The following is a 14,748-nucleotide window of genomic DNA, read 5'->3' on the forward strand; positions in this document are numbered from 1 at the left end:
AAAAACGCTCTTGAAATTCGAATAAGGATAGGCTTTTGAATCTTTGCTCCATAAGTTTATGTATTTATCCCTTGAATTTACTCATATTATTAATATTTACAAAACGCCTAAGTCGATAAAGTAATTTGTGAAGCTGAAGTAAATAGTTTAAAAGACAAACAGCTAGGATTGGAGTTTATTAAAAATCATTACGGACAAAAAGTTTCCACAAGTTCGGGAGAAGTAGAAATTTTATCGGAAGAAGCATATACAAGTTTTGTAAAAGAGCAGTACGACAAAAACAGAGAAAAGAAAAACAAGTTGTTGTTGCCAGATATTCCCGATAAAATGATTGAACGGCAATTGAACGATACGCGTTACATTAGCAAATTTGTGTCTAACCTGTTATCTAATATCGTTCGGGCTGATAAAAGTGATGAAGGTGTAAACTCTAAAAACATCATTCCTGTTAATGGAAAAATAACAGGAAGATTAAAACAAGACTGGGGATTAAATGATGTTTGGAACGATTTGATTTTACCTCGTTTTGAGCGAATGAATGAGCTGACAAAGAGTAATGATTTTACTTCCTGGAATGAAAAACATCAGAAGTATTTACCTACCGTTCCGTTAGAGCTTTCAAAAGGTTTTCAAAAGAAACGTATTGATCATCGCCACCATGCATTGGATGCTTTAGTTATTGCATGTGCCACGCGAGATCATGTTAATTTATTGAATAACAAACATGCAAAGTCAAAAAGCGAAAGGTATGATTTGCAATACAAGCTACGCCATACAAAAAAATGGCAAGAGAAAGATGGTAAAGTAAGAAATAAGTTTATTGAATTTAAAAAGCCTTGGGATAATTTTACGGTTGATGCCAAAAATGAATTGGGAAAAATCGTTGTTAGTTTTAAGCAAAACCTACGAGTGATTAACAAAGCAACCAATCATTACGAAAAAATCGTAAACGGTAAAAAGACAAAGGTTGAACAAAAAGGTATGAATTGGGCGATAAGGAAATCCATGCACGAGGAAACGGTATCTGGAATTATTAATTTGCCGTGGATAAAACTTGGCAAAGGAGAAATTATAACTGCCACACGAGAAAGAAATGATTTAGTGTCAATGTTTAAAGACGTAAAAACGAAAGATAAAGCTGAAAGCAAGATCAGTAAAATTACAGATACGGGTATTCAAAAAATTCTAATTAACTATCTTAAAAGTAAAGGCAACAATCCAGAATTGGCTTTTTCTCCTGAAGGAATTGAGGATATGAACAAAAACATTTCTCAATTTAATGATGGCAAATTTCATCACCCCTTTTTTAAAGTTCGTACGTACGAAAAAGGGAAAGGAAGATTTGTTTTAGGTACAAAAGGCAATAAAAAGAGTAAATATGTTCAAGGTGCTCCAAATTTATTTTTTGTAGTGTACCAAAGAAAGGATATAAATGAACGTATCTTCGATACAGTTCCTTTGAATGAAGTTATTGAACATCAAAAGATACAGCACGAGCATAAGATTGACAAAGAAGCAAGAACTCCTATAAGTTTAAAAAATACATTAGAATATAGAGGAACAGAAGTTGAGGTTGAGTTTTTATTTAGTCTATCACCTAATGATTTGGTGTATGTTCCAAGTAATGATGAGGATATAGAGTCATTGAGTTTTGAAAATTTGACTACTGAACAGAAGAAAAACTTATATAATGTTAATGATTTTTCTTCAACTTGTTATTTTACACCAAATAGGCTTGCAAAGGCTATAAGAGAGAAAGAAGTTGATATGAACTTTAATGGAAAGAAAAACAAAATTACTGGATCATTTGATACTAAAACTGCAAGTCTAAATGGTAAACAAATTAAAGAGGTTTGTATTAAACTTAAAGTTGATCGTTTAGGAAATATTTCTAAAGGTTAATCATAATAAACTCTTGAAGATAAATAAGAATCAAACTAATGGAAGGTAAAAAGGCTGTATTAGTGCCAGATAGCACCTATCATATTTATAATAGGGCAAATGGTCGTGAGCGGCTTTTTTATAATGAAGGTAATTATCGCTATTTTTTAAGGTTGTTCGAACAGCGTTTGGGGAGTTTGGTAGATGTTTATTGTTATTGTTTGATGCCTAACCATTTTCATTTTTTGTTAAGGGTGAAAGAGGCTAGGGACATTGAGGAGGCTATTTTTAGATTGAAGTTTAATTCTAGAACCCTCCAAGGGTTTCAAACCCTTGGGGGGTTGGAAAAAAGAGAGGTGGTATCCAAGTTTCTAACTCAGCAATTTTCACATTTATTTAATGCATATGCTCAGGCTCTTAACAAAGAACAAAGCAGAAAGGGCAGTTTGTTTATGCATCCCTTTAAGCGAAAGCTTGTAACGGACGAAAGTTATTTGCGAAAATTAATCCACTATATCCATTTAAATCCTGTAGTGGCGGGTTTGGTGGACAATCCTGATTGTTGGAGATATTCCTCTTATGGGAACATTATTTTGCATAATTACGATAGGATGATGTTAGAAAAGGTTATAGGGCTGTTTGGTGACATGGAGAATTTTAAATATTGTCATAGCTAATCACCAGCATTGACAGGAATCGATTGAAAGTAAAATAACAAAAAAACCAAAGGATTTAAAAACATATTTGGTTTTACATATTAGGTAAGGTTATGATAAAACGCACTCTTTTTTTTGGCAATCCTGCGTATTTAAGTACTCGGCATGAACAATTGGTGGTTAATTTCCCTGAGGAGGATAAAAAAGAGGCTACTATTCCGATTGAAGATTTGGGTTATGTGGTGTTGGAAGATCCACAGATAACGATAACCAATGGATTATTGATGAAGTTGGTGCAAAATAAAACCGCAGTTATTACCTGCGATAAGCAACATTTGCCCTGTAGTTTTTTACAGCCATTGGTGGGGCATAGCGAGCAGACTGAACGCATGCGGTATCAATTAAATGCGAGTATGCCCTTAAAGAAGCAGTTGTGGCAGCAGACCGTAACCGCCAAAGTAGAGAACCAAGCTAACCATTTGCTAAAACAGGGAGGCAATGCTTTAAAATTAAAACGTTGGGCTAAAGGTGTAAAGAGTGGTGATCCAGGGAATATTGAAGCTATTGCGGCAGCTTATTATTTTCAGAACCTGTTTGAAGGGCTGGAAGGTTTTAGTCGTAATCAAAAGGGTATACCTCCCAATAACTTACTTAACTACGGATATGCTATTTTAAGGGCTGTTGCAGCCCGGGCCTTGGTAAGTAGTGGGTTGTTGCCTTCGGTTGGTATTTTTCACAGTAATAAATACAATGCTTTTTGTTTGGCAGATGATGTTATGGAACCTTATCGCCCATTTGTTGATGCTGTTGTATGGGATATTATTGAAACGGGCTGTAATATTAATGAGCTGACACGGTCTATTAAAGCGGAATTATTAAGTATTCCTGCTATGGATGTGGTAATTGATGGAAAGCAGAGCCCTTTAATGGTGGCCATGAGCCGAACTACCAATAGTTTGTACGAGTGCTTTGCGGGGATAAGCAGAAAGGTGCTCTATCCAGATTTTGTATGGTGTTAATTGTATTGAATTGGTTGCTTTGTAATATTGAAACTATGAAATGGCCCATAACAAATCTTGATACTCATCGAGATTTTATTGGGGAATTGCATCTGACCCACAAAAGGCAATAAATATAAACAGATGAAACGAACATTAATAAATTTTAAGCATTTTTTCACAAAAGGGAATGTTTAAAATTTTTAATGTGAGAGCGAAGCGGTTGCACACGTTCTCAATTTTTTAATTAACATATAATCATGTAATTAACTAAAATTTAAACGTGTGAAAATTGACAAGTTTTCAAGATTAAATCAATATAGAAGTATGTGGGTTCTTGTGTTTTTCGATTTACCAACAGAAACCTTAACGGAGCGTAAAGTAGCTACTCGTTTTCGGAAACAGTTACTGGATGATGGTTTTACCATGTTTCAATTTAGTATTTATATGCGGTTTTGTGCCAGTAGGGAGAATGCTGCTGTACATATTAAGCGCACAAAGATGAATTTGCCCAAAAAGGGCAAGGTGTGTATTATGCAAATTACGGATAAGCAGTTTGGCATGATGGAGTTGTTTTACGGAAAGAAGGAAGTAGCACCTAAGCCTGTTAGTCAGCAATTGGAATTGTTTTAGGATTGAAAAAAGCTTAGTGTTTGAAACCTAAAACGTGAATTTTATGCTCTATTTTATTATCCTGATATTGGGTTTAAAAAACAGGATACCAGGTTTTTATGGCTGGTATCCTGCGAATTGTCTACTAAAATAGTAATCTGAAAGCAATTCACAACTTTGTTGGGTATGGGGGGCATTAGGACTTCCTGCGAATTGTCTACTAAAATAGTAATCTGAAAGCAATTCACAACACATTGATTTCAGCGCCGTTAGCTACTTTCCTGCGAATTGTCTACTAAAATAGTAATCTGAAAGCAATTCACAACTCAAGATAATTTAACACTTGTCGGAGTTCCCCTGCGAATTGTCTACTAAAATAGTAATCTGAAAGCAATTCACAACAAATTTCAGCCCATACACAATTACGTTACCCCTGCGAATTGTCTACTAAAATAGTAATCTGAAAGCAATTCACAACACATTGATTTCAGCGCCGTTAGCTACTTTCCTGCGAATTGTCTACTAAAATAGTAATCTGAAAGCAATTCACAACTCAAGATAATTTAACACTTGTCGGAGTTCCCCTGCGAATTGTCTACTAAAATAGTAATCTGAAAGCAATTCACAACTTTCGCGCCAAAACACTGCTATATCGCCTTCCTGCGAATTGTCTACTAAAATAGTAATCTGAAAGCAATTCACAACTGTGGTTCCCATATAATTTTAATTTAAGCTCCTGCGAATTGTCTACTAAAATAGTAATCTGAAAGCAATTCACAACAAGTTATCAGGTGAAGCCATCAGAGGGGGCCCTGCGAATTGTCTACTAAAATAGTAATCTGAAAGCAATTTATCAGCATACGACAAAGAATTATGATTTATGGATCCATGCTTAGTTTATAGTGCAAAAGCCTTTACAAACTAATGTAAAAGCTTTTTTATGCTTAAAATTATTGTTTGGAATTATTATTCTACTAACTCCCATACTTTCAAGTAGTCAATAGCCATTTCGTATGGGAAGCCATCTGTTGAGGTAACATTACCGGGCCAAAAGTACATGCCGGATTGCCCTTTGTCTGCACAGGCATAATTTAGAATAATGTAAAAATCGGTATCGAAAGGCCACTTTTTAGAGTCTTTCCCAGAGGCTCTGTGGGTCATAGTCAAGTTATCGTTTACATAAAATTCGATTTTACCAGGCGTTTTTACAATACCATAGGTGTTATAATCATTTAAAGCGATACTTGTTGTTTGTGAAGCCGAAAGATGATTGCCTCCACTGTCTGATTGATGAACAACCTGATATATAAAACTATCGGTGTTTAGGTGTTCCATGATATCTATCTCACCACCATCTGGCCAGCCGGAAAAAACGGGCGTTTGGGGCATGAGCCATATGGCTGGCCAACCGCCTTGACCCGAACTGGTAAATTTGGCTTTTACTTCAATCTTTCCATAGGTAAAACTGAACTTATCCAGCGTTTGTATAGCGCCTGTTTCGGGGAGATCGGTCTCTGTATTCCAACGGGCTCTCATATATAAGTGCCCATCCTTTACTTCTGCCAAAATAGGATCATTTGGCACAACATAATGGTTCCAGGCGGATGACCAGCTTTGGGTCTGATAACTGGTCCAATAATTGGTGTCGTAAGCATTACCATTGAATTCTTCATCATAAACTAGATTGAACGTAGGGCTGGGTTTTCCTTTATCTGTAAGGTCTTCTGAAAGCATTTCTGATTCCTCATCTGTAGGGTTGCTACATGAAATAAATGCTGAAAGCGTTCCTAAAAAGAATAGTAAAGGTATTTTCTTTTTCCTGTTTGTAGTTCCTCCTTCTTTTAATAATGTTTTCATTTGTTTTTAATTAGAGTTATAAATGTTTATATGTTTAAACATTAAATATATCGTATTTTTTTCTTACAAAAAAATAATTACTAAATATAATTAAGGGATATCCATGACCTTGAAGTACGCAACTTCAAAGCATAATGGAACTGAGTAGAAAATTGAATAAAACAACAAAAGTGGATCGTAAGCATTTTTAGTGCTAAAGTGTAATAATGCGAAGTTTTAAACTTCGCAGAGCAAGGGAAGTGAAGAATCTTTGAATTATATAAGATCGCCTATGAGATTTCTCCTTTGGTTGGAAAGACAAAGTACTATCTTTTGCTTTAAACATACAAACTACAAGTTATTCTACGAGTATCTTGTATTCCCAAGGTTGTAAAGAGAGTGTATTATTTTTGTGAAAATAGATATTGTTATTGTCTATATAATCTATAAAGTTTCCTGAAACGGGAACACGACATGTTTGCACGGTATCTGAAAAGTTACCAATAAAGATTAGTGCTTTGTCCTCTTTGTAGCGCTTAAATGCTAGAACTTGGTCATTACCCGAATGGAGCCGTTTGTAACTGGCCTTGGCCTTGCTGCCGTGTAGTGCTTTGCTTGTAGCTTTTAAGGTGCCCAATTTTTCCAAAAGGAGCCACATGTTGCTTTTTGTTTTGGGAATGGTGTCTTTTTCGAAAAACTTTAAACGGTGGTTTAGGTTATATTCCTGGCCGGAATAAATAAGTGGCATTCCGGGCATGACATAGGTTAATGCCGTAGCAAGTTCTGAGGCATCGCCCAAACGTTCTTGTACAGTACCGGCCCAGGAATTTTCGTCGTGATTGGTTACAAAATTCATGAGAATGTCATCGCTTTCGTAGGTGGTGTCAATGTATTCCATAAGGGCATCAAAGTCTTTTAAGGTCTTTTTATTATGCACTATTTCCTTAATTAAATGGTGTGCTTTCCAACCATATTCCATATCAAATAAATTGGCCTTCATGAATTTAGGGTCGTCATTTTCGGCAAGCATAAAGAGTGCTTTCTTTGCACTTAGTTCGGCAATGGCCTTTTTCCAGAAAGTAATGGGGGTAGGCTCTACATGGTCACATCTAAAACCGTCTACGTCTTCATTTTCTACCCAGTACACCATATCCTTTATCATTGCTTTTTGCATGTCCATGTTGGTATAGTCTAATTGGGCAACATCACCCCAGCCTTTTGAAGTGCCATCTGCATTTAGAGGATCGGTGATCTCACCTTTGGCATTTTTCATATAAAATTCGGGGTTTGTTTTTAGCCACACATGATCCCATCCGGTATGGTTGGGAACCCAGTCTAAAATAACGTACATGCCATTTTGGTGCGCTGTTTTTACTAATTCGCGAAAGTCTTGGATGGTGCCAAATTCAGGGTTGATCTTTGTGTAATCTGAAACGGCGTAATAGCTTCCCAACATTTTTTTGCGTTCTGTTTCGTCTTCAATCAAACTGGCAAAATCGCCTCCAGTGGCTTTACGTTTGGTTTCCGAAATTGGGAAAACGGGCATAAGCCAAATAATTTTTACACCGAGTTGTTTTAATTGGGGAATGTCCTTGGTAAAGGCATTAAAAGAGCCTTCTTGTGAATATTGTCGAATGTTGGCCTCGTAAATAACTGCAGTTTCCAATACCGTGTCTGTTATAGGAGGAAGTGCTTTAACGTCCTGTTTAAAAACGCCAAGAGTAGTTTTTTTTGTTTCTAATTTACAAGAACAAACCAATAGTGTTAAGATTAAGAATGGGATTAGGTGTTTCATACGTTTAAATTTCAGTAATTATTTAATAGTAAATTAATTATAAAATTGAGAACGTATGCAACCACTACGCTCTCACATTAAAAATTTTAAACATTCCCTTTTGTGAAAAAATGCTTAAAATTTATTAATGTTCGTTTCATCTGAACTTTTAGGCTTTATAAATTAGTATTATTGTACTAAGGTAATTATATCGTTTTATAATTAACGTGAGTTTGACGTGATCCAACCAATATTCAAAAATTTATTTTCGATACTATTTTTCTTCGAAAAATCACTCAAATTGACAGTTTTTGAATGAAAATTATATCAGATTACATGGAATTCCGAAGGGACTTTAGGTTGAAATCAAATGATTTTCTTATATAACTCATGTTAATTAGAATTTTGTGGTTAATAAGGTGCTTCCTTTTTTGGAAAGGGTTAGTGTGTCTTCCCAAATAAGGTTTTTATCCGAAATGATGTTTTTTAATGTTTTACCATGCAATCCTATTTCTTTAAAACGGCTTAAATCTAAATCGAAGGGAGCGTTATTTTTGTTCATGATGTGTACAATAATTTCATCATTTAGCATTCTAAACAATACATAAACATTGTGTTCGGGTGCAAAATGAATGGTTTTACCTTCGTGAATGGCTTTACTATGTTTTCTATAATGCAATATGTTTTTTAGGAAGTTTTGCATGTCTTTTTGGGTATCGGTCAGTCCTGTTCCCGCAAATGCATTTACCAAATCGCCATCCCAACCACCAGGGAAATCGGTTCTAATTAACCCGTGGTCACCGGGTTTAGCCGAGTCATTCATTAATATTTCTGTTCCGTAGTAAATTTGTGGGATTCTTGGTAAGGTTAGTAAATAGCTTAATGCCATTTTTGTATTTGTAACATCGCTTTTTAACTGGGTGAAAATGCGGCTCATATCATGGTTGTCTGGAAAGACCATAAGGTCTTTAGGTGAACTATAGCTAAAATCGTTAGCCAGTCCTTCATAAAGTTTAATAAGACCAGTGCCCCATGATTCTTCTTCGTTTAAACCTTGGACAATAAGGCTTTGCATGGCAAAATCCATTGGTGATTTTAAATTGGAATCGTAACCATCAAGGTTTTTGTGACCTTCTTGCCAATAGGCAATGAGTAGTGGGTTTGTGCTCCATTCTTCACCTACAATACTAAAGTTTGGGTATTCGTTCATAATGGCTCCAGCCCAAGCGCTCATAAAATCTTTATCGGGGTATGGATATGTGTCTTGACGGATACCTGCGAGCTTAGCGGTTTCAATCCACCAAATACTGTTTTGAATGATATATGTCGCCATATACGGGTTACGTTGGTTGAGGTCTGGCATACTGGATACAAACCAACCGTCTGTCATTCCTTGTTTGTCTTTTTTTGAAGCGTATATATCTTGATTGGATGTCCTTTTATGGTTGGAGTGTACTGTAAATTTGTTATCCCAATGGTCTTTATTTGCTTCGTAATCTTCTTGGTGGTTAATCCAATCCTTAAAGGGCAAATCTTTCATCCACCAGTGTTCTAAGCCGCAATGGTTGGCCACTTGGTCCATTATTAATTTCATTCCTTTATTAGACATTTTAGACGACAGTTCCAGATAGTCGTCTAAGGTTCCGAAGCGCGGATCAATCTCATAAAAATTGGTCATAGCATAACCGTGATAAGAGCCATTTGGCATATCGTTGGTTAATAGCGGACAAGGCCAAATAGCTGTAAAGCCCATACTTTCAATATAGTCCAAATGTTTGGTAATCCCAGCAATGTCTCCGCCATGCCGTGCATAATCATTGGTTCTATCTATGGTTTGTTCTAGTAGGTTATTATTAATATCATTTGATGGATCACCGTTTGCAAACCGATCGGGGGTGATTAAATATATTGCATCAGAACTATCGAACCCCACATATTCGTCGGCCGATTTTCGTCTGGGTTTTAACTCGTAAGTATGTATTAACTCCTTTCCATCTTTAAGTTTAAAGTTTATGTTAAATTGACCTGGATTTGTGTTTTTGTCTATGCTTAAATCAATAAATAAATAATTAGGACTGTCTGCTGAATGTATCTTTTTGATAGCAACACCCTGATATGAAATATAAGGAGCTGCTTCCGAAATATTAGGGTGTTTTACCAATAATTGTAATGTGTTGTTTTTAAAACCAACCCACCAATTGGGTGGTTCAACACGCTCAATTGTATGGTGTTTAACAATTGCAGGTGTTGAAGGTTCTATTACCGGAGCAATGTTATTTTGTTTTTTACAAGATACATTCAGGACTATTAGGGATAAACATAGCCCTAGTAAGAATATAAGTTTATTACGTTTTTGTTTTACTAAATAGTTAACCATAGATAGGTGTGTTATTTTATTGTACTTCTTTAATACTAATGGCAAAACCACCACCTGGCGCAGACCATTGTGATAATTTTGATTTGCTGGTCACCTTTTTTGTTGTAATAGTATAGGCTTGCGGATTGGTTTTATAGTGTGCGTCTTTGGCATCGGCATAGATGGTGGCAATGTATTGTTTGCCTTTTTCTAAAAAGTCGAGTGTAATTGTTGAGGTTCTGGCATTGTTACCATTTACGTTGCCAACAAACCAGTTGTTTGCCTTCTTTTCTTTACGGGCCACGGTAATAAAGTGCCCTGGTTCTGCTTCCAAATAGATACTTTTATCCCAATCGATGGCTACCTCTTTTATAAACTGGAATGCATCCATAAATTGTTCGTAATGTTCTGGTAAATCTGCGGCCATTTGCAAGGGACTATACATGGTAACGTATAGGGCCAATTGATTGGCCAGTGTGCTGTTTACATGGGAATTGTTGTTTGGGTTGAGTTTGCTAATGTCCATTTCAAAAATCCCTGGAGTATAGTCCATAGGGCCACCAATTAAACGTGTAAACGGTAATATGGTAACATGGTTGGGTTTAGAACCTCCAAAAGCTTGGTATTCGGTGCCTCTGGCCGATTCGTTTCCTATTAGATTAGGATAGGTGCGGCAAATGCCTGTTGGCCTTACTGCTTCATGGGCATTGATCATAATTTTATAGTTGGCTGCCTTTTCCAAAGCGTATTGATAATGGTTTACGATCCATTGGTTATAGTGGTTTTCGCCCCGTGGCAAAATGGCGCCCACATAACCGCTTTTAACGGCATCGTAGCCATGGTCTTTCATAAATTGATAGGCTTGATCCATATGCCGTTCGTAATTGCGAACAGAGCCAGAGGTTTCGTGGTGCATAATCATTTTAACGCCTTTGGATGCCGCGTATTTGTGAATGGCTTCTACATTAAAGTCGGGGTAGGGGGTTACAAAGTCAAATACATAGTCTTTAGAATGCCCATACCAATCTTCCCAGCCTTGGTTCCAACCCTCTACCAGAACGGCATCAAAACCATGTTCGGCAGCAAAATCAATGTAGTGTTTTACTTTTGCGTTGTTTGCTGCGTGGGTACTGTTAGGGGTTACTTTTGTGAAATCGGTAATGCCCAATTGCACTGCGGGCAATTCATCGGTATAGGACCATGAACTTTTTCCGGTAATCATTTCCCACCAGACACCAATGTATTTTACGGGCTTGATCCATGAGGTGTCTTCTATTTTACAGGGATCGTTTAGGTTTAAGGTTATTTTTGATGCTAAGATATCGCGGGCATCATCACTTACCATAATAGTTCTCCACGGTGATTGTGAAGGGGCTTGCATGTATCCTTTATCGCCATTGGCATCGGGCGTTAGCCACGATTCAAAAACCATATTTTTGTCATCTAAATTTAAATGCATGCAGGAGTAATCAATTAGTGCTGCTTCATGTAGATTAAGATACAGGCCTTCGGCCGTTTTCATGATTAAAGCGGTTTGTACGCCTGTAGATGAAAATGATTTTTGTGATAAATTCTCGGTCATGGCTTTTTCCGATAGGCCTCTGATTTCTGAAAGTTTAGATTCTGTATAATCGTATTCCTGGGTGTCGTAATCGCCCGGAATCCAAAACGCGGTATGGTCGCCCGTCATGGCAAATTGTGTTTTTTCTTCTTTGATTACAAAGTATACCAAGTTGTTTTGTACAGGGAATTCGTAGCGAAACCCTAAGCCTTCATCGAATAAACGAAAACGGATAACAACAATTCTGTTGGTTTCATTTTGGGTTAAGGTTACTGCCAATTCGTTGTAATGATTGCGAATATCTTTAACTTCTCCCCAAACTGGTTGCCAGGTTTCATCGAAGGTAGTGCGTTCGGTTTTTGAAACTGTAAAATCATCCAGCAAGGATTTTTTGTCATCTTTAAGTTCTAAGCCTAACTGGCTTGTTTGTATCACAGTTTGGTTCTTATAGGATAATTGATAGGTAGGGATTCCGTTATTTTCAATTGAAAATTGCATTACCAATGTTCCATTTGGTGATTTTAGCTCTTGTGCAATGGTAAAATTAAAGGCTAAGAGTAAAAGGGCCAGGGTTGTTATGAGTGACTTCTTCATTTTTTATAATGTTTTACCTGTTGCGAATTTTGTACATAAAAAAGTTCTCGATACGATTTTTTGTTCCTCAAAACCATTCGAACTGACATTAATTGTGTTTGTTTCAAAAATGCACAAAGGGTTTATGTTTTTGTCTTAGTTCTAGTTTAAAGCTAGTAATTGTTCTTTTTGTAGTAACAAAGGACTGTTGTTTACAAAAAATTCTAACGGCTCTCCGCTTATCATTTCAAATTGTGTTTGCTTTTGGGTAACGTTTACTTTTAGGATACGGTTTCTAAAATTCACCTTAAAGGAATAGTTTTCCCATTGTTTAGGTATTTTGGGTTCGAAATGTAAGCTATTGTTCTTAACACGCATACCCCCAAAGCCTTCAACAATACTCATCCAGGTACCTGCCATAGAGGTAATGTGCAGGCCTTCGTGTACTTCTTTATTATAATCATCTAAATCCAGTCGGGAGGTACGCAAATAAAAGGTGTATGCTTGTTCCATACGGTCTAGTTTTGCAGCTTGTATACTATGAACACAGGGTGATAATGAGCTTTCGTGAACCGTAAAGGGTTCGTAAAAATCGAAATGGCGTTCTAGTTCTTCTTGGGTAAACCGGTCTTCAAAAAAGTAAAAACCTTGGAGGGTATCCGCCTGTTTTATGTAAGGTGAACGCAGAATTCTGTCCCAGGACCATTTTTGGTTGATGGGGCGTTGCGATGTATCCAAATCGGATACCGTTATTAACTCCTTGTCCAAAAAGCCGTCTTGTTGTAGGTAGATATTATATTTTTCTGAAAACGGTAAATATATGTTTTTTGTAACACGCTCCCATTGTTCGAGTTCTTCCTTTTGTAATTGTATTTTGTCTGCGATACGGGAATAATCATTAGGATATTCGGTTTCTACTTTTTCAATAGTTTCTAATGTATAATTAATACACCATTGCGCTAAATAATTTGTGTACCAGTTATTGTTAACGTTATTCTCATATTCATTAGGTCCGGTTACCCCAAGGATAACGTACTTGTTTTTATCTTTCGAAAAGGTTGCGCGTTGCTGCCAGAATCGGGCAATACCAATTAAGACTTCTAGGCCTTTTTCTGGTATGTAACTGTAATCGCCAGTGTAGCGGTGGTAATTGTAGATAGCAAAAGCAATGGCGCCATTACGGTGTATTTCCTCGAAGGTGATCTCCCATTCGTTGTGGCATTCTTCACCGTTCATGGTTACCATGGGGTACAAGGCTGCACCATTATTGAATCCCAGTTTTTCGGCATTTTCAATGGCCTTTTCCAAATGGTTATAGCGGTATTCCAGAAGGCTTCTGGCGACTTGCTGATCTTTGGTAGCCATGTAAAAGGGAATGCAGTAGGCTTCGGTATCCCAATAAGTACTGCCACCGTATTTTTCACCTGTAAAACCTTTAGGGCCTATATTTAAACGTGAATCTTTACCAAGGTAGGTTTGGTTAAGCTGAAAGATATTAAAGCGAATACCTTGTTGTGCTTTTATATCGCCGCCAATCGTTATATCTGCCATGTCCCAAATATGAGACCATGCTTGTTTTTGGGTGTCTAGTAAACCATCAAAGCCTAATGTTGTTGCTTTTTTGAGGACGTTTTGTGCGGCTGAAACAAGTTTGTCCTTGGGATGGTTTCTATCAACAGTATAACCTCCAAACTTGTGAATAGTATAGGAATCGCCTTTATTAACCTGAGCCTTATAGCTAAGTGATATGTAATTAGAATCTGTAACACGCTTTGGTGTAATGGAAACAGGTGCTTCATTTAAAAAGATATTAGATTCCATAAAGGTACAGGTATGGAAATCTGTTTTCATGGTTTTCGACACAATAAAGGCTTGTTTTCCTTCGTGGTTTACTTCTAGGGTATCCCAAAATTTATCATCCCAATTGGTGTCTTCATTAGTAATGCCACTGTCTAAATACGGTTCCAATACGATATCAGCATCACTGTTTAGTGGCATGATTTCGTATTTAATAGCACCAATTTCATCTATGGTCAAACTTAGAAAACGTTTTGTTTTAACTTGAATTTGGATGTCATTTTGTAGTGTTGCCGTAAAGTATCTGGATAGCCAGCCTTCTTTCATGTTGAGTTCCCGTTTAAAATCTGTAACCGCTTTACAATTAAACAAATCGAGTTGCTCACCATTTATGGTAACGTTAATACCAATCCAGTTGGGAGCATTAAGAACTTTGGCAAAATATTCCGGATATCCGTTTTTCCACCATCCTACCCTGGTTTTATCAGGGTAGTATACCCCGGCAATATAACTGCCTTGAAATGTAGGGCCGGAATAGTATTCTTCAAAATTGGCGCGTTGTCCCATAGCGCCATTGCCTATGCTAAATATACTTTCTGAAGATTTTACATGATCTACATTAAAGCCTTCTTCTATAATGGACCAGTTATCTGGTTTTATATAATCTTGATTCATTTTTAATGGTATTAATAAGAGTTTTACTC

The 14,748-nt window shown here is 36.8% G+C and carries 8 protein-coding genes, 1 pseudogene and 1 CRISPR repeat array; of the genes and pseudogenes, 4 read left to right on the forward strand and 5 right to left on the reverse strand.

Annotated features, from left to right (window positions below):
• Nucleotides 1–114: 114 nt before the first annotated feature.
• The 4 genes and pseudogenes from cas9 to cas2 form a co-directional block, all read left to right on the forward strand.
• Nucleotides 115–1,902 (forward strand): annotated as a pseudogene (cas9, locus tag JF259_RS09205) (type II CRISPR RNA-guided endonuclease Cas9); the annotation flags it as partial.
• A 38-nt stretch (nucleotides 1,903–1,940) separates the two neighbouring features.
• On the forward strand, nucleotides 1,941–2,558 hold the full coding sequence (locus JF259_RS09210) for a transposase (protein ID WP_233164193.1): 618 nt from the start codon (nucleotides 1,941–1,943) through the stop codon (nucleotides 2,556–2,558).
• 92 nt (nucleotides 2,559–2,650) lie between these two features.
• Nucleotides 2,651–3,556: a type II CRISPR-associated endonuclease Cas1 gene (cas1, locus tag JF259_RS09215; RefSeq protein WP_199115030.1), complete on the forward strand. Its 906-nt coding sequence runs from the start codon at nucleotides 2,651–2,653 to the stop codon at nucleotides 3,554–3,556.
• 306 nt (nucleotides 3,557–3,862) lie between these two features.
• Nucleotides 3,863–4,168, forward strand: a complete 306-nt coding sequence (cas2, locus tag JF259_RS09220) for a CRISPR-associated endonuclease Cas2 (RefSeq protein WP_199115132.1) — start codon at nucleotides 3,863–3,865, stop codon at nucleotides 4,166–4,168.
• A gap of 109 nt (nucleotides 4,169–4,277) precedes the next feature.
• Nucleotides 4,278–5,004: a CRISPR direct-repeat array (repeat unit 46 nt; unit sequence CCTGCGAATTGTCTACTAAAATAGTAATCTGAAAGCAATTCACAAC).
• A gap of 109 nt (nucleotides 5,005–5,113) precedes the next feature.
• Here cas2 and JF259_RS09225 read toward each other — a convergent pair.
• The 5 genes from JF259_RS09225 to JF259_RS09245 form a co-directional block, all read right to left on the reverse strand.
• Nucleotides 5,114–6,004 carry a glycoside hydrolase family 16 protein gene (locus JF259_RS09225; protein ID WP_199115031.1) on the reverse strand — a complete coding sequence of 297 codons (891 nt, stop codon included), beginning with the start codon at nucleotides 6,002–6,004 and terminating at the stop codon, nucleotides 5,114–5,116.
• Between the two features lie 337 nt (nucleotides 6,005–6,341).
• Nucleotides 6,342–7,778, reverse strand: a complete 1,437-nt coding sequence (locus JF259_RS09230; protein ID WP_199115032.1) for an alpha-amylase family glycosyl hydrolase — start codon at nucleotides 7,776–7,778, stop codon at nucleotides 6,342–6,344.
• Nucleotides 7,779–8,154: 376 nt separating this feature from the next.
• Nucleotides 8,155–10,134, reverse strand: coding sequence for a glycoside hydrolase family 13 protein (locus tag JF259_RS09235; protein WP_199115033.1), 1,980 nt, complete (start codon nucleotides 10,132–10,134; stop codon nucleotides 8,155–8,157).
• Between the two features lie 16 nt (nucleotides 10,135–10,150).
• Nucleotides 10,151–12,268 (reverse strand): glycoside hydrolase family 97 protein, encoded by a 2,118-nt coding sequence (locus tag JF259_RS09240; protein WP_199115034.1) that lies wholly within the window; start codon nucleotides 12,266–12,268, stop codon nucleotides 10,151–10,153.
• Between the two features lie 141 nt (nucleotides 12,269–12,409).
• Nucleotides 12,410–14,719, reverse strand: a complete 2,310-nt coding sequence (locus JF259_RS09245) for a glycoside hydrolase family 65 protein (protein WP_199115035.1) — start codon at nucleotides 14,717–14,719, stop codon at nucleotides 12,410–12,412.
• Nucleotides 14,720–14,748: the final 29 nt, after the last annotated feature.

This window comes from Snuella sedimenti (assembly GCF_016428595.1).
In the GTDB taxonomy this organism is placed as follows: domain Bacteria; phylum Bacteroidota; class Bacteroidia; order Flavobacteriales; family Flavobacteriaceae; genus Snuella; species Snuella sedimenti.

Excerpts from the sequence above, each read along its gene's own strand:
- JF259_RS09210 (WP_233164193.1), top strand. The coding sequence starts at position 1,941 with ATGGAAGGTAAAAAGGCTGTATTAGTGCCAGATAGCACCTATCATATT.
- cas1 (WP_199115030.1), top strand. The coding sequence starts at position 2,651 with ATGATAAAACGCACTCTTTTTTTTGGCAATCCTGCGTATTTAAGTACT.
- cas2 (WP_199115132.1), top strand. The coding sequence starts at position 3,863 with ATGTGGGTTCTTGTGTTTTTCGATTTACCAACAGAAACCTTAACGGAG.
- JF259_RS09225 (WP_199115031.1), bottom strand. The coding sequence starts at position 6,004 with ATGAAAACATTATTAAAAGAAGGAGGAACTACAAACAGGAAAAAGAAA.
- JF259_RS09230 (WP_199115032.1), bottom strand. The coding sequence starts at position 7,778 with ATGAAACACCTAATCCCATTCTTAATCTTAACACTATTGGTTTGTTCT.
- JF259_RS09235 (WP_199115033.1), bottom strand. The coding sequence starts at position 10,134 with ATGGTTAACTATTTAGTAAAACAAAAACGTAATAAACTTATATTCTTA.
- JF259_RS09240 (WP_199115034.1), bottom strand. The coding sequence starts at position 12,268 with ATGAAGAAGTCACTCATAACAACCCTGGCCCTTTTACTCTTAGCCTTT.
- JF259_RS09245 (WP_199115035.1), bottom strand. The coding sequence starts at position 14,719 with ATGAATCAAGATTATATAAAACCAGATAACTGGTCCATTATAGAAGAA.